Annotated in this window: 20 protein-coding genes; 17 read left to right on the top strand and 3 right to left on the bottom strand. The window is 61.8% G+C overall.

Annotated elements, in window-relative coordinates:
- The first annotated feature begins 58 nt into the window (after window positions 1–58).
- The 5 genes from nfsB to OW493_RS11610 all read left to right on the top strand — a co-directional run bounded on the left by nfsB (window position 59) and on the right by OW493_RS11610 (window position 5,614).
- Window positions 59–718, top strand: coding sequence for an oxygen-insensitive NAD(P)H nitroreductase (nfsB, locus tag OW493_RS11630; protein WP_077376681.1), 660 nt, complete (start codon window positions 59–61; stop codon window positions 716–718).
- 173 nt (window positions 719–891) lie between these two features.
- Complete coding sequence (locus OW493_RS11625; protein WP_289864262.1) at window positions 892–1,200, top strand: putative quinol monooxygenase; 309 nt, start codon at window positions 892–894, stop codon at window positions 1,198–1,200.
- A gap of 273 nt (window positions 1,201–1,473) precedes the next feature.
- A complete protein-coding gene (locus OW493_RS11620) occupies window positions 1,474–2,904 on the top strand; it encodes a solute carrier family 23 protein (RefSeq protein WP_077376686.1) in 1,431 nt (476 codons plus the stop codon).
- Window positions 2,905–3,255: 351 nt separating this feature from the next.
- A complete protein-coding gene (gene ushA / locus OW493_RS11615) occupies window positions 3,256–4,971 on the top strand; it encodes a bifunctional UDP-sugar hydrolase/5'-nucleotidase UshA (protein ID WP_289864261.1) in 1,716 nt (571 codons plus the stop codon).
- 190 nt (window positions 4,972–5,161) lie between these two features.
- Window positions 5,162–5,614, top strand: coding sequence for an Lrp/AsnC family transcriptional regulator (locus OW493_RS11610; protein ID WP_077376692.1), 453 nt, complete (start codon window positions 5,162–5,164; stop codon window positions 5,612–5,614).
- A gap of 20 nt (window positions 5,615–5,634) precedes the next feature.
- Here OW493_RS11610 and OW493_RS11605 read toward each other — a convergent pair whose 3' ends face one another.
- Window positions 5,635–6,582, bottom strand: coding sequence for a hypothetical protein (locus OW493_RS11605; RefSeq protein WP_289864260.1), 948 nt, complete (start codon window positions 6,580–6,582; stop codon window positions 5,635–5,637).
- A gap of 711 nt (window positions 6,583–7,293) precedes the next feature.
- Between OW493_RS11605 and dctP the strand changes: the two genes are divergently transcribed.
- The 6 genes from dctP (at window position 7,294) to OW493_RS11575 (ending at window position 14,599) form a co-directional block, all read left to right on the top strand.
- Window positions 7,294–8,385, top strand: coding sequence for a TRAP transporter substrate-binding protein DctP (gene dctP / locus OW493_RS11600; RefSeq protein ID WP_077376697.1), 1,092 nt, complete (start codon window positions 7,294–7,296; stop codon window positions 8,383–8,385).
- A gap of 138 nt (window positions 8,386–8,523) precedes the next feature.
- Window positions 8,524–9,066 carry a TRAP transporter small permease subunit gene (locus OW493_RS11595; RefSeq protein WP_289864258.1) on the top strand — a complete coding sequence of 181 codons (543 nt, stop codon included), beginning with the start codon at window positions 8,524–8,526 and terminating at the stop codon, window positions 9,064–9,066.
- A complete protein-coding gene (locus OW493_RS11590) occupies window positions 9,063–10,391 on the top strand; it encodes a TRAP transporter large permease subunit (protein ID WP_136937865.1) in 1,329 nt (442 codons plus the stop codon). Before OW493_RS11595 ends, OW493_RS11590 begins: the two co-directional genes overlap by 4 nt.
- Window positions 10,392–10,636: 245 nt before the next feature.
- Complete coding sequence (locus OW493_RS11585) at window positions 10,637–11,476, top strand: sulfite exporter TauE/SafE family protein (protein WP_054556070.1); 840 nt, start codon at window positions 10,637–10,639, stop codon at window positions 11,474–11,476.
- Window positions 11,477–11,555: 79 nt separating this feature from the next.
- The gene (locus OW493_RS11580) at window positions 11,556–13,256 is read left to right on the top strand and encodes a gamma-glutamyltransferase family protein (RefSeq protein WP_289864257.1); all 1,701 of its coding nucleotides are present in this window, start codon (window positions 11,556–11,558) and stop codon (window positions 13,254–13,256) included.
- A 284-nt stretch (window positions 13,257–13,540) separates the two neighbouring features.
- A complete protein-coding gene (locus tag OW493_RS11575) occupies window positions 13,541–14,599 on the top strand; it encodes a type II asparaginase (RefSeq protein ID WP_289864256.1) in 1,059 nt (352 codons plus the stop codon).
- Window positions 14,600–14,696: 97 nt separating this feature from the next.
- Here the strand turns inward: OW493_RS11575 and OW493_RS11570 are convergent, their stop codons facing one another.
- Window positions 14,697–15,359, bottom strand: coding sequence for an NAD(P)H-dependent oxidoreductase (locus OW493_RS11570; protein WP_191236956.1), 663 nt, complete (start codon window positions 15,357–15,359; stop codon window positions 14,697–14,699).
- Window positions 15,360–16,035: 676 nt separating this feature from the next.
- On the opposite strand from OW493_RS11570, the gene OW493_RS11565 reads away from it, so the two are divergent.
- The 5 genes from OW493_RS11565 (at window position 16,036) to sodX (ending at window position 18,471) form a co-directional block, all read left to right on the top strand.
- On the top strand, window positions 16,036–16,755 hold the full coding sequence (locus OW493_RS11565) for a hypothetical protein (RefSeq protein WP_141392070.1): 720 nt from the start codon (window positions 16,036–16,038) through the stop codon (window positions 16,753–16,755).
- Window positions 16,756–16,958: 203 nt separating this feature from the next.
- Window positions 16,959–17,378, top strand: a complete 420-nt coding sequence (locus OW493_RS11560) for a hypothetical protein (RefSeq protein WP_284728288.1) — start codon at window positions 16,959–16,961, stop codon at window positions 17,376–17,378.
- Between the two features lie 25 nt (window positions 17,379–17,403).
- Entirely contained in the window at window positions 17,404–17,613 is a 210-nt protein-coding gene (locus tag OW493_RS11555) for a hypothetical protein (RefSeq protein WP_077376715.1), read from the top strand.
- Window positions 17,614–17,615: 2 nt separating this feature from the next.
- Window positions 17,616–18,116 carry a superoxide dismutase, Ni gene (gene sodN, locus OW493_RS11550; protein ID WP_176493247.1) on the top strand — a complete coding sequence of 167 codons (501 nt, stop codon included), beginning with the start codon at window positions 17,616–17,618 and terminating at the stop codon, window positions 18,114–18,116.
- A gap of 28 nt (window positions 18,117–18,144) precedes the next feature.
- Window positions 18,145–18,471: a nickel-type superoxide dismutase maturation protease gene (gene sodX / locus OW493_RS11545; RefSeq protein WP_289864255.1), complete on the top strand. Its 327-nt coding sequence runs from the start codon at window positions 18,145–18,147 to the stop codon at window positions 18,469–18,471.
- 57 nt (window positions 18,472–18,528) lie between these two features.
- Here sodX and OW493_RS11540 read toward each other — a convergent pair whose 3' ends face one another.
- On the bottom strand, window positions 18,529–20,625 hold the full coding sequence (locus OW493_RS11540) for an NADH:flavin oxidoreductase (protein WP_289864254.1): 2,097 nt from the start codon (window positions 20,623–20,625) through the stop codon (window positions 18,529–18,531).
- Window positions 20,626–20,894: 269 nt separating this feature from the next.
- Here OW493_RS11540 and OW493_RS11535 point away from each other — a divergent pair, with 269 nt between their 5' ends.
- On the top strand, window positions 20,895–21,539 hold the full coding sequence (locus OW493_RS11535; protein ID WP_176503667.1) for a TetR/AcrR family transcriptional regulator: 645 nt from the start codon (window positions 20,895–20,897) through the stop codon (window positions 21,537–21,539).
- Window positions 21,540–21,611: the final 72 nt, after the last annotated feature.

Below are 21,611 nucleotides of genomic sequence, written 5' to 3'. Positions count from 1 at the left end.
CTTCTTTCAACGTCCTGGGCACCCTCAGAGGTGTCGACGCATTACGAGGTCCGTCATCATGACTCCCACTGCCATCATGCAACGTCGTTATTCCACCAAGGCCTTCGATCCGGCGCGCAAGATCAGCGCCGCCGACTGGCAGGAACTGGAAAACGTGATGCGCCTGAGCGCTTCCAGCGTCAATTCCCAGCCGTGGCACTTCCTGGTGCTGGAGTCTGACGATGCCAAGCAGCGCTTCGCACGCGCCGGTACGGATGACAAGTACGCCTTCAACTCGCCGAAGATCACCAATGCGTCCCACGTCGTGCTGTTCTGCACCCGCACTACCCTGGACGACGACTACCTGAACCATCTGCTGGATACCGAAGCCTCTGATGGTCGCTTCAAGAAGGATGACGAGTTCAGCGCCATGATGGACGGCGCGCGTCGTCTGTTCATCGACCTGCATCGTCATGATCTCAAGGACATGCAGCACTGGATGGACAAGCAGGTTTACCTCAATTACGGCAGCCTGCTGTATGCCGCCTCCAGCCTGAACATCGACACCGTGCCGCTGGAAGGCATCGACCCGGTGGCGCTGGACGCCGAATTCGGGCTGCGCGAGAAAGGCTTCAACGCCCTGGTCGCCGTGAGCCTTGGCTATCGCGCCGCTGACGACTTCAATGCGGAACTGCCCAAGTCCCGTCTGCCGGCAGACGAACTCTTCACTCGCCTGTAAGCGCAGGGGGCATCGAGCGGCGGGCAGCGCATTCCCCCACGGGGCTCCGTGCCTGCCGCATTGCATCCGCCCATCGGACATGACACCGTTTCTGCTCATGTCCCATCGTTCGCCGGTCACGTGGGGCATCCGCTTCACGCGTCATCATTTTCGTTCACGAAAGGATTCATGCCATGTCTCTCAAGCTTATCGCGGCTCTGACCTTCCCCGCCGACCAGCAGGAAAAGGCCCGTGACATTCTCGCCGACCTGGTCGAGAAGAGTCAGTCCGACAAGGGCTGTCTGCAGTATGAACTCTTCGCGGTAGACAAGCAGGTCGAGGAAGGCGAGCCGGTACCGGAAGGCGACTTCGTGGTACTGGAGGAATGGTGGGATGAAGAAGCGCTGGAAGCCCACGTGGCATCCGAGCACTTCCAGGGCTTCCTGGGGGCCTTCGCGGAAGGCGAGATCGGCCTCAAGATCCAACGTCTGCTGACAGTCTGACGCCAGCCGCTTGACCCTGCACCCGCTTGCCCGGGCCACAGGGACGTCAATTCCAGGACCCCGCCGAGTCACGCTCGGCGGGGTCCTGCGTTATCCGGCCAGTCATCGAGTGCCTCGGCGACAAGACGTCGTGACAGCAAAAGACACCTGATATTGGTTCACTTCTTGCTTATAATTGCCCGCCCGCGAATCGCATGGCGTGATCACGCATCGTCATCCTCGATCATCAGCCCATTCCTCCCGCATTTGCCGCGAGCCGACAAGGAGCGTCCCATGACCCAAGCTTCCTCCCAGCACAAGGGGATCGACGAGCCACTGCTCGGCCTCGAGAGCTGCCCCTCCGTGCCCATCTCGGCGCTCGCCGGGGCCCAGCATCTGCTGGCCAGTCTGGCGGGCATCATTGCACCGACATTGATCATCACCAGTGCGCTATCGCTCGGTGCCTATACCGCCAGTCTGCTGTCGATGGCGCTGGTGGTCTCCGGGATCGCCACCTGGATTCAATCCCAGCGCCTGGGGCCATTCGGTTCGGGGCTGTTGAGCATCCAGGGCACCAGCTTCAGCTTCGTATCGGCCTTGATCACCGCCGGCCTGATCGCGCGCAGCCAGAATGCCAGTGACGAACAGGTGCTGGCGGTACTGTTCGGCACCTGTCTGGCCGGCAGCCTGATCGAGATGGCATTGGGCACGGTACTGCCATGGCTCAAGCGCGTCATCACACCGGTGGTGACGGGCGTGGTGGTGATGCTGATCGGGTTGAGTCTGATCGAGGTCGGCATGACGGATATCGGTGGCGGCTTCGGTGCCGCGGACTTCGGCGCTCCCGCCAATCTGGCGCTGGCCGGCTGTGTGCTGATCACGGTACTGGCCTGTCAGGTCTCGCGTCACCCGTGGCTGAGAATCGCCTCCATCTTCATCGGCATGGCCGTCGGCTGCATCATCGCGGCGCTGGGCGGCATGTACGATGCGCCGCAACTGGCGGATGCCGCACTGATCGCTCTGCCGCATCCGGCGACGCTGAATACCGGCTTCGACTTCTCGCTGGCCGCCTTCCTGCCGGTGGCCTTCATCTTCATTATCACCGCCATCGAGACCGTCGGCGATCTCACCGGCAGCGCACGCGCCTCGGGGCTCGCCGTGGATGACGACACGCATCAGAAGCGTCTGCGCGGCGGCGTGCTCGGGGATGGCCTGAATTCCGCACTCGGCGCGCTGGCCGGCACCTTCCCCAACACCACCTTCAGTCAGAACACCGGCGTGATCCAGCTGACCGGTATCGCCAGCCGCCATGTGGGCCGCTACGTGGCGGGCTTCCTGCTGTTGCTGGGCCTGTCGCCCTTCATCGCCACCCTGCTCACGCAGATGCCGCGCCCGGTGCTCGGTGCCACCACCACGCTTATGTTCGCGCTGATCGCCGTCTCCGGCATCCGCATCCTGATGGCGCAGCCCATCGGGCGTCGCGAGATGATGATCATCGCGCTGGCCCTGGGGCTTGGCCTGGGCGTCGGCATGGTACCGGATGTGCTGAACGCGATTCCGGGGGCCTTCGCCGATGCCTTGCGCTCGCCGATCACCATGGGCGGCCTGACTGCCATCCTCGCCGAGTTGCTGCTGCCGAAGATGGAAGATGCCGAGGTGTTCAATCCCAAAGCGAGTGAGCGTGAGTCCACCGACAGCATCAGCGCGGAGCAGGAACACGCCTGAGCCGCAGGCGCCGCAATGAGACATGAAAGAACCGGCGCATCATTGGCCGGTTTTTTCATGTCGGTCGCCTCTTGAGGCCAGTCGCGCTTCTTCAGCTCAGGTGCACTTCTTCACGCCATTCGCTGACGCACGCAAACGGCGTACAGCTCGCACTTCCTGAGCAGGTCATCCAATCTCCACAATGGCAAGACAGACTCGTACAGCGGTGTGCCTTGCCATCGGTTACCCTTCACCCACTACACATAAGCGCTTTCTCATCAATAGTCATGCAATCGGCACCCTGACAATCAGCACTTTCAGGCTGGAAGGCGCCATAGCGCCTCGGAGCCAGACACAAGGAACGTATCGCTCATGCTGAACACACGACTCACCTCATCAAACGCGCCGGGCTTGCGCACATCCCCCCGCTCGCGCCTGGCGCTGAAGACCTTGCTGGGGGCTGCATTGCTGAGCACGCTCAGCGCCTGCGCCAGCCATCAGGACCATGAATGGCAGGCAGACACGTCCTATCACCTGACGGTGCTGCACACCAATGATCATCACGGTCGCTTCTGGCGCAGCAGCGATGGCGAATACGGCATGTCGGCACGCAAGACGCTGGTCGACCGTATCCGCGCCGAAGTGGAATCCGAGGGTGGCAGCGTGCTGCTGCTGTCCGGCGGAGACATCAATACCGGCGTGCCGGAGTCCGATCTGCAGCAGGCCGAACCCGACTTCAAGGGCATGAATCGCATCGGCTATGACGCCATGGCGGTGGGCAATCATGAATTCGACAACCCGCTGGACGTGCTGCTCAAGCAGCGCGACTGGGCCGATTTCCCGATGCTGGCCGCCAACATCTACGACAAGGCCACCGGCGAGCGTCTGTTCGCGCCCTACAGGATCTTCGATGAAGACGGCGTCCATATCGCGGTGATCGGCCTGACCACCGAAGACACCGTGCGCATCGGCAATCCCGAGTACTTCAGCAATCTCGAGTTTCGCGATCCCAAGGAAGAGGCACGCAAGGTCATCGAGCAACTGAACGAGCATGAGCAGCCAGACCTGATCTTCGCCGTCACCCACATGGGGCATTATCAGAATGCCGAGCATGGCATCAACGCGCCGGGCGACGTCACGCTTGCGCGCTACCTGCCCACCGGTGCGCTGGACATGATCGTCGGAGGGCACTCCCAGGAGCCGGTGTGCATGGAGGGCGTCAACCGGATGGCGGACTTTGCGCCCGGCGATGATTGCCAGCCGGACCGTCAGAACGGCACCTACATCGTGCAGGCACACGAGTGGGGCAAGTACGTGGGGCGTGCCGATTATGAGTTCCGCAATGGCGAGCTGACCATGCTCAACTATCAGTTGATCCCGGTGAACCTCAAGAAGACCGTCGAAGTGAACGGCGAGCGTCACAAGGTGCTGGTCAAGGAGGAAATCGCCGAGGACAGTGAGCTGCTCGAGTTCCTGCGCCCCTATCAAGAGAAGGGCCAGGCGCAGCTCAATGTCACCGTCGCGCAGAGCAACGGCAAGCTGGAGGGGGATCGCGACGTGGTGCGCTTTGCCCAGACCAATCTGGGCCGCCTGATCGCCACCGCCGCCATGCAGGCCGGCAAGGCAGACTTCGGCGTGATGAACTCAGGTGGCGTGCGCGCCTCATTGCCTGAAGGAGAGATCACCTACAAGGATGTGCTGACCGTACTGCCCTTCGGCAACACCGTGGGGGTCGTCAGCATGTCGGGCAGCGAGGTGCTCGACTACCTAAATTCCGTGGCGACCCAGCCGGTGGACTCCGGCGCCTATGCCCAGTTCGCCGGTATCAGCATGCAGGTCGACCGGGCCGAGGGCAGCGTCTCTGACGTGATGATCCAGGGCCAGCCACTGGACATGAGCGCGCAATATCGCTTTACCGTCCCGAGCTTCAATGCCGCCGGCGGGGATGGCTATCCGAAGGTCACTGACCTGCCGGGCTACCTGGATACCGGCTTCGTCGATGCCGATGTGCTCAAGGCCTACCTTGCCGAGCAGAGCCCGATCGATGTCTCGGCGTACGCCCCGAAGGGCGAGATCGTCTATCAGTGACGCTCAACGCGTTCGCGACGCGATGTGATCGAATGAGATAGACCACTACGGGACGCCAAGGCGTCCCGTAGTCGTTTCCAGAGCCGGGATATCCTCACCAGAGGCTGACGTCGGACTATACAAGTGCGGATCGCACAGGTTTGATAAGCCATGCGCACCACCACCACAAAGACCGTCGAGACCCTGGCCCATGAACCTCAACCGCACCGACAGCGAACTGCTCAACCTGCTGATCAAGGACGGCCGCATGTCCTATGCCGACATCGCCCGCAAGCTGGGCATCTCGCGTGCTCACGCCCGCTCACGCGTCCAGGCATTGGTCGAGAGTGGCGTGATCGAGCAGTTCACCGCCGTCATCAACCCGGACAAGCTCGGCAAGGGCATCTCCACCTTCGTGGACCTGACCGTCGCGCCCAGCGCCATCGAGCGCATCGCCGAGGAACTCTCCGCCTGTGTCGAGGTGGTCAGCCTCTACATCATGAGCGACCTGAAAAGCCTGCACATCCACACCCTCACCGACAGCTACGAAGCCTTCGACAGCTTCGTGCGCGAACATATCTTCAATCGTGACGAGATTCTCTCCGTCGACTGCAAGTCGCTGATGACACGTGTCAAGCATCGTCGTGGCGGCGCACGGCTATAAGCACGCACCGGGGTCGCGAATCAGTGCATGCGACCCAACCCACGCAGCAAGCGCATGGTGACCCACAGAAAGCCCAACGGAAACAGCACCGTCTGGGTGATGAACAGCATGGTGAGGTCGATCACCTTGTCGGTCATGGCATCAAAGCCCTCGGTGACACTGGTGATCGGCCCACCGACCCAGCCTTCCATGCTGCCCTTGAACTGCTGCCACCAGCTGCGTTCCTCGTGCTCGCCTCCCACCTGCTTGTCCGCCACTTCCGCCAGCTGCTGCTGCGTCACGCTCAGCTGCGCCATCTGCGCATCTCGGCTGTCATCGAGAAAGGTCTGGCCTGCCGCACCACTGGCCAGCGCGACACTGAGCACGGCAAAGCGCAGCGCGATGCCCCATAGCGCCAGGCGCACGAGTGCCTGCTGCCACCAGGGAGGGACGCGCCCGGCTTCGCTGTCTGCCCGCCTGCCCTCGGCCAGCAGGCCGAACACCGCCAGCAGACAGGCCACGGTGGTCATGCTCTTGATGATCACGGAACCGGAGATGCCCAGCAGCAATTTCTGCAGCGCCAATGAGCCGGTCGCCGCGAACATCACCCACGAGAAGCGCTCGATCATGTCATTGGCGGGGTCCAGCGCCTCCCCGGGCGAGACCTGAAATACCTGCAGGTCGATGGTCGAGGACTGCAGCACCGAGATGGTCGCGTTCAGGCCCTTGGCGATGGCGAAGGCGCTGAAGGCCTGCCCCAGGGTGGCATCGATGACATCGCGAGCCCACTGCTGGGGCAACTCCCACCAGGCAAGCACTGCCATTACCAGCAGGATGGCGATCAGGAAGGCCCGGGGTATTCGCGCGTCAGTGGGTGCGCCGGGGGCGGCAGGCAGGCGCACGCCAGCATGTCTCGCGAAAGGCGTGGAGGAGACGGCAGACGTGGCCGGCGTGGGAGAAGCGGAATCGTCAGAATCATGAGGTGACATGCAAGGCTCCAACAGGGCAAAGCCGCATGATGCCACCGGGCTTGCTGACTGTCGTCATCGCCCGGCAATCACCGGCCCCGTTCATGTCCCTGTCGGCTCTCTCCGCCCAGCTCTCTCTTCTCCCTGCCCCCCGTCCCTATCAGCCCACGCACCGCTCAGCCCTCTCGTGCCAAGCCCTTTCCTGACAGCCTCGTTCAGAGGTAATGCACCGCGATGACTCAAGCGCACCGTAATGCGGCAAGCATGACAATTGGTCATCACCACCCCACATTCGCGAGCCAGATGTCACCTTCCGTAATGCTATCGATGAACAAATGCCGCGATTGGCGTCATCTTCTGACATTTGTCAGGCACTGAACTCCGCACATCAGCGGCTCCACGGTCTCACATGTGCAACTCCGGAGACGCATGCGCGCATTCTCAACGGAAAGCAGCGCCCTCTGCCTGTACATATTTCATTGAAATAATTGGAAAAATTTCTCAGGCGGCGAAATGGCACACGGCTTGCAGAGTCATCCTCGTAGCGCGATGACAAATGACAGCCTCAAAACTGACAAATGAAAGACATCGCTACTCAAGAGCATGCAGAAACACCGACACAACAAGATCGCTGACCTCGATGTCAGCACGCCGTACAGGCTCCCCTTGCCGCATCCGCACATCCACCGCCGCAGGGGCACTACTGGTCATCCGTCCGCAGGAGAACCTCCCATGACATTCGATCGTCGCAAGTTCCTGGGTGCCGCTCTGGCAACCTCAACCGCTGGACTCGTGATGGGTGCGCCCGCCATCGTGCGCGCGGAATCCAGCAAGACCTATCAATGGAAGATGACCAATGCCTACGGCCCGGGATCGCCCTTCTATGTCGAGGGCCCCGGTAGCCCGACCGACTTCTGCCGCAAGGTGGAAGCCATGTCGGGCGGGCGCATGAAGATCCAGCACTTTGCGGCCGGTGAGCTGATTCCGGCACTGGAAGGCTTCAATGCCGTCGCCAGTGGCGTGGTGGAGATGAACGCCGGCAATGCCTATTTCTGGGCCGGCAAGATTCCCGCTGCCCAGTACTTCACTACCGTCCCCTTCGGCATGAATACCCAGGGCATGAATGCCTGGCTGTATCACGGTGGCGGCCTGGAGCTATGGCATGAGCTGTACGCCCCCAAGGGACTGATCGCCTTCCCGATGGGCAATACCGGCGTGCAGATGACCGGCTGGTTCCGCAAGCCGATCAACACGGTGGAGGACTTGAAAGGCCTGAAGATGCGTATCCCGGGACTTGCCGGCAAGGTCTATGCCGAGCTGGGCGTCGCCGTGCGCCTGTTGCCGGGCGGCGAGATATTCCCGGCGCTGGAACGCGGTGTCATCGATGCCGCCGAATTCGTCGGGCCCTATCAGGACCGCCGTCTGGGGCTTCAGAAGGCTGCCAAGTACTACTACACCACCGGCTGGCATGAGCCGACCAACGTGACCGAGCTGATGATCAACAAGGCCGCCTGGGAGAGTCTGCCGGAAGACCTGCAGGCCATCGTCAAGGCCGCCGCTCAGGCGTGCAATGTCGAGAGCCAGGCCTGGTGTGAGTCGGTGAACGCCGAAGCGCTCAATGATCTGGTGGAAAACGAGGGCGTCACCGCTCAGCCGTTGCCCGATTCCGTGGTGGCGCGCCTGAAGGAAGTCACCGAGAAGACGCTGACCGACATGGCGGCCGCCGATCCGGACACCGCACGTGTGCACGAGTCGTTCATGGCCTTCCGCGATCAACACAAGGAATGGGCCGCCGTCAGCGAGAAGACCTTCCTGGCACTCTGACGGCTGACATCGAACCTCCCCCGTCGCGGTACCTGTGGCTCACGTCCCCAGTGCCTGAACGGATCACCGCTGGTGTCATCCCTGCTCCCCCTGTCTACGCCACGGCCTGTCCCGTCGTGGCGTTCGTGAGGTCATGTCATGCTGCATATCATCCACTGTCTCGAGGGCATCATCGAGCGGCTGGGCATCATTGCCCGTTACTCGCTGTTGGCACTCGTGGTGCTGGTCGCCAGTAACGTGCTGTTGCGTTACTTCTTCAGCATCAGTCCCGTGCCACTCCAGGAATTCGAGTGGCATCTGATTTCCCCCATCGCGCTGCTGGGCATTTCCTATGCCCTCAAGCATCGCGCCGACGTTCGCGTCGATGTCTTCTATGATCGATTTTCCCCCAAGGGACGTGCGCTGGTGGATCTGCTCGGCGCACTGATGACCATCGCCATCGGCACGGCCATTGCCTGGCTCGGCCTGAGCTATACCGAGCAGTCGTATCAGCTGATGGAAGGCTCACCCGACCCCGGCGGCCTGCCCTATCGCTACCTGCTCAAGGCCTTCATCCCCATCGGTTTCGCCGCGCTTGCCCTGCAGGGCATGGCGGATTGCCTGCGCGCCTTGCTGACATTGACAAACCGCATGCCCGACGCCTCTTCCACCACGTCATCCAACACCAAGGTGCCTTCATGAGTCCGAATGAGTGGATTGCCCTCAGCATGATCGGCGGCTTCCTGATCCTGATGCTGATCGGGATTCCGGTCGCGATCTCATTGGCGGTGGCCGGTTTCGTGGCGGGTCTGGCAGGCTTCGGCCCGCTGCTGTTCAGCCTGATGCCGGCACGTCTCTATGGTGTGGTCACCAATTACACGTTGCTGGCGATACCGCTGTTCGTGTTCATGGGGGTCATGCTCGAAAAATCGCGGGTCGCCGAGGACATGCTCGAGACCATCGGACGCGCCATGGGTGGCGTGAACGGCGGCATGGGCATCGCGATCATTCTGGTCGGCGTACTGATGGGCGCCTCCACCGGGATCGTCGGTGCGACTGTGGTCACCGTCGGCATGCTGACATTGCCGACCCTGCTGCGCCGCGGCTATCACCCGGGCGTGGCCTCGGCCACCATCTGCGCCTCAGGCACCCTGGGGCAGATCATTCCGCCGAGCCTCGTGTTGATCCTGCTGTCGGAGATTCTCGGCGAATCCGTCGGTACCCTGTTCGCCGCCGCCTTCGTGCCGGGCCTGGCGATCGCGGTCATCTACATCGTCTACCTGCTGGTGCTGGGCTGGTGGAAGCCGGAACTCGTCCCGGCCATTCCAGAAGAGGAGCGCGCCGCCGCTGGCGGCATGAAGGAATTGCTGAGGGATCTGGCGCGCAGCGTGATTCCGCCGCTGATGCTGGTCTTCGCGGTACTGGGCTCGATTCTGGGTGGCGTGGCCGCCCCCACCGAGGCGGCCTCGATGGGCGCACTGGGCAGTCTCGTGATCGCACTGCTGGCGCGGCGCCTCGATTTCCCGATGCTCAAGGCTTGCCTGCACTCGACCCTGACCATCACCGCCATGGTCTATTTCATCCTGTTGTGCGCGCAGCCATTCTCGCTGGCCTTCCGCGGTCTGGGCGGCGAGAACATGGTGCATGACCTGTTCAATCTGCTGCCGGGGGGAGAACTGGGCGCTCTCATCTTCCTGATGGTGATACTGTTCGTGCTCGGCTTTTTCCTGGAGTGGATCGAGATCAGCTATATCGCACTGCCGATGTTCCTGCCGGTCTTCATCGGCTATGGCACCGACATGGTATGGCTGGGCGTACTGGTGGCGATGAATCTGCAGATGTCATTCCTGACGCCTCCCTTCGGCTGGGCATTGTTCTTCCTCAAGGGGGTCGCGCCACCGGAAGTCACGACACGCCACCTGTATCTCGGCGTACTCCCCTTCGTGGGACTGCAGGCCATGGCCGTCGTGCTGCTGTTCTGCTTCCCGGGTCTTGCCACCTGGCTGCCGGACGCCATCGGCTGGTAACCCGGTCACGATGGCCAGCCTGACTGGCGACTTGACGTCACCAACGGGGCCTGGCCATCACAAGGGCATTGAAAAGATAATTCAGCAACGCGTAATGTCTTGGCTCGCCAACCCGCTCGCACCCCCTCGGAGACAGCGCGAGAGAAAGCGCTCCAGGGAGATGCCTCGACTGCCGATGTCGTCTGTCGGCAACTTTCACCAGCAATGAATGACCCCGCGCCATACGGGTACTACAAGGAAACACCATGGAACTGTTCTCAGCCTATCCACTGCACTGGATTCTCGGTCTGATCGCCGCACTCATCGTCACCGGCATGATTGCCGGCGTGATGGCCGGCTTGCTGGGGGTCGGCGGCGGTATCGTCATCGTGCCCGTGCTCTTTCACCTCTTCAGCCTGCTGGGTGTCGATGAGGCGGTCCGCATGCACCAGGCGGTCGGCACCTCGCTTGCGACCATCATTCCCACCTCGATCATGTCGGCCAGGGCCCACTACGCCAAGGGCAATCTTGACCCGGCGATACTCAAGCGTCTGCTGCCGGGCGTGATCATCGGCGTGATCATCGGCGGCCTGCTGTCCAATCTGTTCAGCGGCGCGGTCCTGATGGGGCTGTTCGCCACTGTCGCCTTCCTCGTGGCGCTCAACATGTTCCGTCGTCAGTCCACCGTGCTGGGCACTGGCCTGCCGGGCCCGCTGGGCAGTGGCGCGCTGGGTACCTTCATCGGTGGCGTCTCGACCCTGATGGGCATCGGCGGCGGGACGCTGAGCGTGCCTACCCTCAGCACCCTGGGCACTCCGATGCACCTGGCCGTGGGCACGGGCGCAGCGCTTGGTCTGGTGATCAGCCTGCCGGGCACCGCCAGCTTCCTGCTCAATGGCATCGGGGAGCCGAACCTGCTGCCGGGCTCCATCGGCTACGTCAATCTGCTCGGTTTCGCCGCCATCGTGCCGGCGACCATGCTGTGCGCGCCGATCGGTGCCAAGCTGGCCCATGCGATGGATGCCGCCAAGCTCAAGAAGGTCTTCGCCATCTTCCTGATGTTCACGGCACTGCGCATGTTCTACGACCTGTTCACCGGCAGCTGATCTCCGCCCTCAGCGCAATGACAACGGCGCAATAGCAACGGCGCAATAACAACAACGACATTCACAGGAGCAAGACGCCATGATGCATACCCGACGAGGATTCGGCGGAGCCTGCGCTGCCCCCCATCATCTGGCAGCAGAGGCCGGCCGTGACATCCTGCGTGACGGCGGCAATGCCATCGAGGCGATGGTCGCGATGGCCGCGACCATCGCCGTGGTCTATCCGCACATGAATGGTATCGGCGGTGATGGCTTCTGGCTGATCAAGCGACCCGGTCTCGCCCCCATCGCGATCGATGCCTGTGGGCCGGCCGCGGCGCTGGCCAGCCGAGAGTTCTACGCCGCGCAAGGCTACGGTGTGGCCGATGACGAGACAGGCGCTCCCCTGGTGAATGGCGACAGCATTCCCACCCGTGGGCCGCTGTCTGCCTTGACGGTGGCCGGGACCATCGGCGGCTGGCAGGAGGCACTGGCCTTCTCGGCAGACACCTCCGACGCCGAGCGCGCGCCATTGCCACTCGCGACGCTGTTGCGCCAGGCCATCCGCCATGCCAATGACGGGGTCGCGGTCAGCGCCAGCCAGCAAGCCTTGAGCGAGAAGCACCTGGCCGTGCTGTCACGGCAACCCGGGTTTGCGCAGCGCTATCTGGGGCAGAGCGAGTCAGGGGAGCCGATGGCGCTCGAGGAAGGCGCCCGCCTGCGTCAGCCGGCGCTTGCCATGACCCTCGCCCGCCTGGCGGATGCCGGGCTGGACGATTTCTACCGAGGCGAGCTGGCGGCGCACATGGCGCAGGAACTGCAGTCCGCCGGCAGTCCGCTGCGCCTGGAGGACCTCAACGGCTATCGCGCCCAACGCGTCACGCCGCTCAAGGTGCGTCTGCGCGACAGTGAGGTATACAACCTGCCCGCCCCGACCCAGGGTCTGGCGACATTGATGATTCTGGGGCTTTACGATGAATTGAGCGCCAGGCACGGCATCAGCGAAGCGGAGGGCAATACACCGCGTCACCTGCATGCGCTGATCGAGGCCACCAAACGCGCCTTCCTGGTGCGCGACAGCCTGATCACCTCTCCGGAATGCCTCGAGGGCGGGCTGGAAAGCGGCATCGCGACGCAACAGGTACATCTTTCACAGGATGCCCTGACTCAGCAGGCGGCAATGATCGACATGCAGGCCGCCCTGGAATGGCCCCACGAGCCCGCCGAGGGCGACACCATCTGGATGGGCGCCACGGACAGCGAGGGCACTACCGTCAGCTTCATCCAGAGCGTCTACTGGGAGTTCGGCAGTGGCATGGTACTGCCGAGCAGTGGCGTGATGTGGCAGAACCGCGGGCTGGCGTTCGACCTGGCGCCCGACAGACTGCGCAGCCTGGCGCCGGGCCGCAAGCCCTTCCACACCCTCAATCCCTCACTGGCGTGTTTCGATGATGGCCGCGTGATGGCCTTCGGCACCATGGGGGGGGAAGGTCAGCCACAGACTCAGGCGGCTGTCTTCACGCGCATCGCCCGCCACGGCATGTCATTGCAGGCCGCGATCAGTGCTCCACGCTGGCTGCTGGGTCGCACCTGGGGCGATGTCAGCACCAGCCTCAAGCTCGAATCGCGCCTTGAGGGTGACATGGCGGAGGCACTCAGGGAGCTGGGGCATGAAGTGGAAGTCCTCGATGAGGCCTTCAGCGACACCCTGGGTCACGCCGGTGCCGTGATGCGTCACCCCGATGGCCAGGTCGAGGCGGCACACGATCCGCGCAGTGATGGTGGTGCAGCGCTGACCTGATGAAATCCGGCCAACTCAGCGTCACGAACTGGCCGGGATATTGCTGCCCAGATTGATGCTGGCAATAGTACGGTTCACCCCCCTCCCTCCCCCCGTCAGACCCCGGGGGGGAGGGGATGAGACCTCGTCATGACATGAAACTTTCCTTATTCATGATTGAGGAAACCATGAGACAAACCGCCTGCCTCTGCACAGACGCATCGGATGTTCATTGGCCAGCACGGTATCGACAGGCCATTGGCATCGATAACTCCGACAACAACGACAAAGAGCGACTCACCACAATGACCACAGCTTCCTTCATGACTCCTCGCCGCCTTGTAGCTGCCATCTCGATCGCCGCCTGTTCACTGGCCTATGGCATTCAGGCCAATGCGGCGGATCACCCGGGCGTCAAGATCTACGCGACCGGCGGCACGATAGCGGGCAGTTCAGCCTCCTCCACGGACACCACCAACTACAAATCCGGCAGCATCGGCGTGCAGGCACTGCTGGATGCCGTACCGGAACTGGCAGACGTGGCAGAGGTGACGGGCGAGCAGATCGCCAATACCGGCAGCAGCAACATCGATCAGGAAATCCTGCTAAAGCTGTCGAAATCGATCAATGAGGCGCTGGCCAGCGATGCCACACATGGCGTGGTGATCACGCATGGGACCGATACGCTGGAGGAGACCGGCTTCTTCCTGGATCTCACGGTCGAAAGCGACAAACCGGTGGTGATGGTGGGTGCCATGCGTCCGGCGACCGCCATCAGTGCCGATGGTCCCTTCAATCTGCTGGAGGCGGTCACGCTGGCCGCCGATGAAGGCGCGGAGGGTCGTGGGGCGATGATCGTGCTCAACGACCGCATCGGTTCGGCGTATTACACCACCAAGACCAATGCCATCATGATGGACACCTTCAAGGCGACCGAGCAGGGCTATCTGGGTGCCTTCATCAGCGGCAAGCCGCACTTCTACTACACACCGGCGACCCCGACCGACAAGCCACACTTTGACGTGACGTCCCTCGATGGCCTGCCCAAGGTCGATATCATCTACGCCCATCAGGACATGGACCCGGCGCTGTTCACCGCGGCACTCGACAATGGCGCCAAGGGTATCGTGATAGCCGGCAGCGGCAATGGCTCCATTCCGGACACTCTGAAGCCATTGGTGAAGCAGGCGATGGAAGATGGCCTGCCTGTCGTTCGCAGCACGCGTACCGGCAACGGCATCGTGACGGCCAAGGAAGAAGGTATCGGCAGCGGCGCACTCAACCCTCAGAAAGCGCGCATTCTGCTCTCGTTGGCGCTGACCGAAACCGATGACATGGACACCTTGCGCGCCTACTTCGAGTAAGCCATCCGCCAGATGGCATGACGCGGCGTGAGAGTGACCCGCAAAGCAACAAGGGACTGCCACGGCAGTCCCTTGTTGCTTTTCCACACTCAGTGATTCATTCAGGCGCGTTGCGCTGCGAGGGGCTGCGCGTGAAGGCACCGGGGCGTTTTTCACCCTCTTCACTCTCGTGATAGCGCTTGGCCGCATTCGCCCACCAGGCAAGTTGTTCGAAGGCCCGCTCGAGATAGCCGCTCCATTTCTGGGCATCTTGAGTCTCGGTGTAGCTGCCGTCCTCATCGAGCACGTCCTGGGCCCGGGGCACGTGGATCATCGCCGAGACCGGCAGACAGCCCAGCTCCGAGAGGAAGGTGCGCATGTTGACCGCCGCCCGCACGCCGCCCCACTGGCCTGCGGAATAGGTCGCGATCACCGAGGGCTTGTAGGAGTAGAGCGAGCTGCCGAAGTGATTCAGGAGATTGGCCAGTGCCGGACTCATGGAATGGTTGTACTCGGGGCTGACCATCACATAGCCATCCGCCGACTCAATTTCCTGGGCGAGTGTCAGCAAATCCTGAGGGGCATTGCGTTGTGCATAGGAAAACAGCGGCTTGAAGGGGTCCGAGAGATCGTAATTCAGGGGGTCGATCAACACCGCTTCATGACCACTTTCCTCAAGCTTGGCCATGCAACATCTGGCGACCCGCTCTCCCAGACGTGCGGGGGATGGGGGGGAACTTGTCCGTACCGACCCCAGAAAGACCAGAATCTTGAGCGCCATCGTCAACTCCTTCAAGTGTGTCATGTAAGGTGATTCTGGCAGTGCATCACCCCTGAATCACGCATCCCCACCATGCTCCATTGCCATCTCGGCCGATTGGCAGATTGACCACAACCCTCTTCGTGGCATCTCGTGATCGGAAGCGACACATCAGACTCGATGTCTTCGCCATTTTCGCCCGTCACCCAAGGCTAACCTCGCGAAGGTGAGATCGCTTTCGACGAATTCCTCGATAGGAAACGATACGCCACATCACCGTTTCCTCAACACATCTCCGCCAGCAATGAGCCTTGGGTAGCGTTATGGCATATTCGAGGTTGCGCCATTTCCTTGCTGACGATGGACGACGATCCCCCCCGCCACTGGCAAGGCGGAAAGATGGCTCACGATGGATGACCGCGTCCGCCGAACCACCCAGAATCATGCCATCAACCCAATTTTCGCGACATTTTTGCCAATGATATCGCCAAATATCCGACCATGCCCTCTTCGCGCTTCAGTCCTGGCGTGATCCCGCAGGGCAAAGTCTCGCGCAGACCGACACCCGGCTTCCCCCATCATGAACCTGTCATGGCGACGCAACAAACATGCACTAAAACTAATAAAGTGCTAGCTTTACCATCCCACAAGCATGAGATATCTCATCCACCTCAGGAAACGAGGAGTCAGCAAGGGAATGAAAGACAGTCACGACGTCGCCGTCATCACGCAGTTCACCTCTTCTTTCACGCATCAGACCCATCGAGAGACGGTGTCATTCTTCGGTCGTCGCCATCCACTCTTCCAGCAGGTCCTCAAGCTGCGTGACCAACACCATGGTGTCGCCAAGGCATATCTCAAGAAGCACACGGACCACGATGACGTGATCGACAGCAACAGTCAGCATATCTGCCTGATGGACACACAGCACGATACCTTGCTGGGCAGCATTCGCATCACACCTGGCGGTCTCGAGTCGCGCACCCTCTTTGACGACAGTGATGTCGTTTCCATCCCAGAAGGTGCCATCTATGAATTCAGCCGTCTGGTGATGGCCCCGGAGGCCAAACGTTTCGCCCATGGCAATCTGTTGATGGCTGCAGCGGCACGCCATGTGAAATCCAGAAATGGTGATGGGATTCTGGCGTTGTGCAAGCGCGCCAACATGAAGATCTTCAAGCGCTTCGGTCTGTTGCCGCTTCACGATGCCACGCTAAGGACAGACAAGCATCTGGGAGAGCTCTACATGGTCTACGCCAGCATGGAGACCATCATGCACACGGCCAGACAGCGCTATGCCTCAGCCCCGACAGCGCCCCTGACACCTGAATGCCCGACACCCTCTGCCTCACCCGGGTCTGATGGCGGCAGCGACCGTCTTCCCCAATCGTCCCCGGCGACTGCCAGTCGTCAATGAGCCCTCCCATTCAAGCTCGGTGCTTCGCTGACATCACCTGCCTGGCCCTGCCAGCCTGAGACGTATCACAGGACGTCCCTGACGGATTCTCCCTGAGCCCTTGCAGCAGTCGAGGTATTGCACCATTATTGAATGATAATGATTATCATAATCATAATCATGAAGATTGGCATGCTGACGACACCTGGTCACAGGAGGGCCTCATGGACCAATGGAAGCGTGAAACCCGCTCAGGCAATGCGTTGTTCGAACAGGGCGACTACGTCATGGCAGAGCAGCACTATCTCAGTGCCTGCCACCTGGCAGACATCTTTCTGATGCCCTGTGCAGACCCGGAAGGCGGCGTCGCGGCGCTGGTGGTGAGCTATCAGAACCTGGCGGAGCTCTATCGCGCCCAAGGGCAGCACCCGCAGGCGATGAGCGCCCTGCAGGCTGCCCATGCCCGCCTCTCCCATGCGCTTTCCGCCCCGGGCCTGTGCCATGCCCACCAGCAAGCCTTGCTGCGCGGCAGTGGCCAGGTGCGAATGGACATCATGAATACCGTGCAATGGCTAGGCGTCTCTCGTCAGCGGACTTATCGGCCAACCCCCGCGCGTCATGCGGCGACGCGGGTCCATCACTGATCCTCACCCCCACAGGAGATATGGCATGAAGAAACCCCTCATCGCGAGTGGACTGCTGCTGTTGACCGCCGCCAATACGGCACTGGCCCACCCGGGACATGACCACAGTGACTGGAGCAGCCCCCTCGTTCACACCCTGTTCTATGGCGCCATCGCAGCCGTCATCGGAACCGCGTTCTTTGTCATTCGTCAGTCGCGTCACAAACGTCACAACACTCAGCAAAAGGAGGATTGAACATGCTTCATGCCCTGCTCCGCACCGTTGACCGACTGGTCTCACTCCCTGCGGCCTCCGCGCACTGTGATATTCCCTGCAAGATCTATGACCCGTCCGCTGCGCAGATCGCCGCACTCAGCGTGATCCGCTTCATGGACCTGATCAATGAGCTGGGCCAGAAGGACAGCCTGACGCTGGCAGACCAGGCCTTGCTCGCCCGTCTGGTGGAGCAGAAGGAAAGCCACGCCGAGAAAGCCAAGCATGAGATCCGCATCATCTGGGGCGACTACATCAAGCAGCCTCAGCGTGACGCCTATCCGGACATCGATGCACTGGTCCACAGCATCATGCTGGCCGGCTCTGCCTGCAAACAGGGCATCGAGCGCGACAAGGGCGAGAAACTGCTGACCCTCATCAATGAATTCGCCGCGGCGTTCTGGGATACCAAGGGACTCACCACCTTTACCGCCACCTGCCCGTATCCGCCGTCTGAAACTGTCGTCTATCCGAAGCTGGACTGATTCAGCGACATGATGCGCCAAAGAACTGATGAAGAGTGAATTGATCAAGAGTGAACGAATGCCCATCGGGCTCTATCGCGTCAATGGCATCAGCATGTCTCCCGGCCTTGCGCCGGGAGATTATGTCGTCACGCTGAAACGCTGGAAATCGCGCTATCGCGTCGGGGATATCGTGGTGGCACGGCACCCCCACTTCGGCCGCATCATCAAGCGCATCCGTGAGATACAACCAGACGGCATGCTCTGGCTGGAAGGTACCCATCCTGACAGTACCTCGACTGAAAAGATGGGCTTGCTGTCTTGTCAGCGGGTCATGGGGCGAGTGATCCACACCTTCTCTCAAGACAATACGTGAGCCTTTCTTTGTCCCTTGCCATGGCTCCCCTGTGATATCCCACCTCTCTGCTCACCCTCACACCACCCTCATCAGCCTCAGCGCGTCATAGATTGCCGCATGGGTATTGCGGGTCGCGACGGCATCGCCGATGCGGTAGAGCTGGAACTTGCCGTCTGCTGAGCGCTCGGTGTGCTCAGGACTTGGGCCGTCTGCAGGCTGGGCGAGTCCTGCGATCAAGGCGTCATAGTCCACTGCCCCGCCATTGCGCGAGTAAGGTTTGAGTTCGAAGTAGAGATCTTCCATCGGGCGGGCGCCGTAGTTGACGACTACCTGATCGACGATTCGCTGATCCGCGTAGGCACAGGTGCCCTTGCCCTGTGCTACGGCGTCATCCAGATAATCACTGCCGATCTGGGCGATCAACTGGCCCTCCTCACCGCGCGCGACACCGCCGAGGCGATAGGTCGGCGTGAAGGTGACGGCGAGACGTTGCAGACTGCGCATGTAGGGCACCAGGTTCATGGCCATGATTTCCGGCGCGAAGGTGCGATCTGGCGTCATCATCTCGAGCCTGGCACCGGTGTTGGCGATCATCTCGGCGGCCTGGAGTGCGGCGTGGTCTCCCGCGTCATCGAACAGCAGCACGTTGCGGCCAGGCGTGACATGGCCAGAGAGGATGTCCCAGCTGGAGACGACCAGCTCACTGCCGACCTGCGGCATGTCTTCCTCGGGGTAGCCGCCCGTGGCGACGATGACCACATCCGGCTGCTCCGCCAGCACGTCATCGGCCTCGGCGAAGACGTTGTAGCGAATCTCGACGCCCAGCGCCTCGCAGCGACTGATGCGCCAATCGATGATGCCGATCATCTCGCGACGCCGCTCGCTCTGTGCGGTCAGGCGGATCTGGCCACCGGGTTGATCCGCCGCTTCCAGCACCACCACCTGATGGCCGCGCTCACCGGCGACACGTGCCGCCTCAAGCCCTGCCGGTCCCGCCCCGATGATCACCACCTTCCTGGCGACCTCGGCCGGTGCGATGTCATGCGGCTGCTCCAGCTCACGCCCGGTGGCGGCGTTGTGGATGCAGTAGGCGGAGCCACCCTGATAGATGCGATCAAGACAATAGTTGGCCCCGACACAGGGGCGAATATCCTCTTCCTTGCCGGCCAACAGCTTGCGCACGATATGCGGGTCCGCCATGTGGGCACGCGTCATGCCGACCATGTCGACCTTGCCGGTGGCGATGGCATGGCGCGCGGTGGCGATGTCCTGAATCTTGGCGCCGTGGAAGGTCGGGAAATCCATTGCTTCGCGAATCTGTCCGGCAAAGTCGAGATGCGGCGCACTGGCCATGCCCTGGATCGGGATGACATCGGTGAGGCCCGCATCAGTATCGATATGGCCGCGTACCACATTGAGAAAATCGACCTGACCGCTATCGCGCAGCAGACGCGAGACCGCAAGGCCATCACTGGCATCCAGGCCGCCACTCAGGCATTCATCCCCGGTGTAGCGCACCCCGACGATGAACTCGTTGCCCACCCGGGCACGAATCGCGCTCAACACTTCCATGGTGAAGCGCAGTCGATTCTCGAGACTGCCGCCGTAGGGCCCCTCCAGGGTGTTGGTCAGTGGTGACCAGAACTGATCCATCAGATGCCCGTAGGCCTGCAGCTCGATACCATCAAGACCCGCCGCTTTCATGCGTTCTGCGGCGTCCGCATAGTCCTGGATCAGGCGCGTGATGTCCCAGTCCTCGACCCGCTTGGGAAAGGCGCGATGAGCCGCCTCGCGACGATGCGACGCCGACACGGCAGGTAGCCAGTCGGCCTTGTCCCAACGCGTTCGACGCCCCAGGTGGGTGAGCTGGATCATCACTGCGGTACCGTGCTCATGGCAGGCATCGGTCAGCTCGCTCAGCCAGGGCACCACCTCATCACGCCAGGCGAGAATATTGTTGAATACCGGCGGACTATCCCGGGCGACCGAGGCGGAGCCTGCTGTCATGGTCAAGGCGATACCGGCGCGCGCACGCTCCTCGTGATAGGCGCGATAACGTGCCTTGGGCATGCCATCTTCGGGATAGGCGGGCTCGTGGGAGGTCATCATCAAGCGATTCTTGAGAGTGAGGTGCTTGAGCGTGAACGGTGTGAGCAGCGGATCCTGAGCCATGCGGCCTCCTGAACGTCAGGTCATGAGACATCACAAACAGAGATGCCTTGATCGTGTACACATGTGTACATGAGCTGACTATAGCCCTAGAATCCAGATCGTGCGTCGCTGGAAATGGCATTCTTGTCCCGCTGGCGCAGACAGAATCATCCCTGTCGCAGACAGCATGCTCGAGCCACGCCACTCCCCCCCGTACGGGTGTCACGCTTGGATCTTCGAGACCCCGACGACTGCATCCCCCGCCTGTCAGCCCCTTCAGGAGCCCGCCCATGTCAGAGACCACCGCCACACGACCCGAGAGTGCGAGCGCCAGAACGGAAGGACGTGGCAAGGCCGAGGATTGGCTGGAGGCCGCCTATCAGCAGCTGTTGCTCGGAGGCGTGGACTCGGTACGCGTTCTGACGCTGGCCAAGACATTGGGGCTGTCTCGCACCAGTTTCTACTGGAGCTTCAAGGACCGCGATGCCCTGCTCGCCGCCTTGCTCGCCCGTTGGGATGCCCACAATACCGCCAGGCTGATCGGGCGCTGCGAGCAATACGCCGCCACGGTGGTGGAGGCCATGCTCAATGTCTTCGACTGCTGGCTGGATGAGTCGCTGTTCGACTCTCGCTTCGAGCTGGCGATCCGCAACTGGGGCTTGCAGAACGAGGACGTTGCCGCCGTCGTCGACCAGGCGGATCAGACACGCATTCAGGCACTGACCGCGATGCTGATGCGTCATGGCCAGCCTGAATCCCAGGCCGATGTCCGAGCGCGCACCATCTACCTGACCCAGATCGGCTACCTTTCGATGCGCACCCGGGAAAGCGTCGCGGAGCGCATCGGGCGCGTCGCTGACTATGTGGAAATCTTCGTGGGTGAACCCTGCCAGCCACATGAACTGGCGCGCTTCGCGGCGCGTCATTCAGGCTGAAGGCGTGTCCACCGCGCGCTTGATACCCAGCAGGCCCCCATCGACACATCGTCGATGGGGGCCTGCTAAACG

The organism is Cobetia sp. 14N.309.X.WAT.E.A4 (assembly GCF_030397495.1).
In the GTDB taxonomy this organism is placed as follows: domain Bacteria; phylum Pseudomonadota; class Gammaproteobacteria; order Pseudomonadales; family Halomonadaceae; genus Cobetia; species Cobetia marina.
This window is presented reverse-complemented; position numbering and strand designations above follow the sequence as displayed.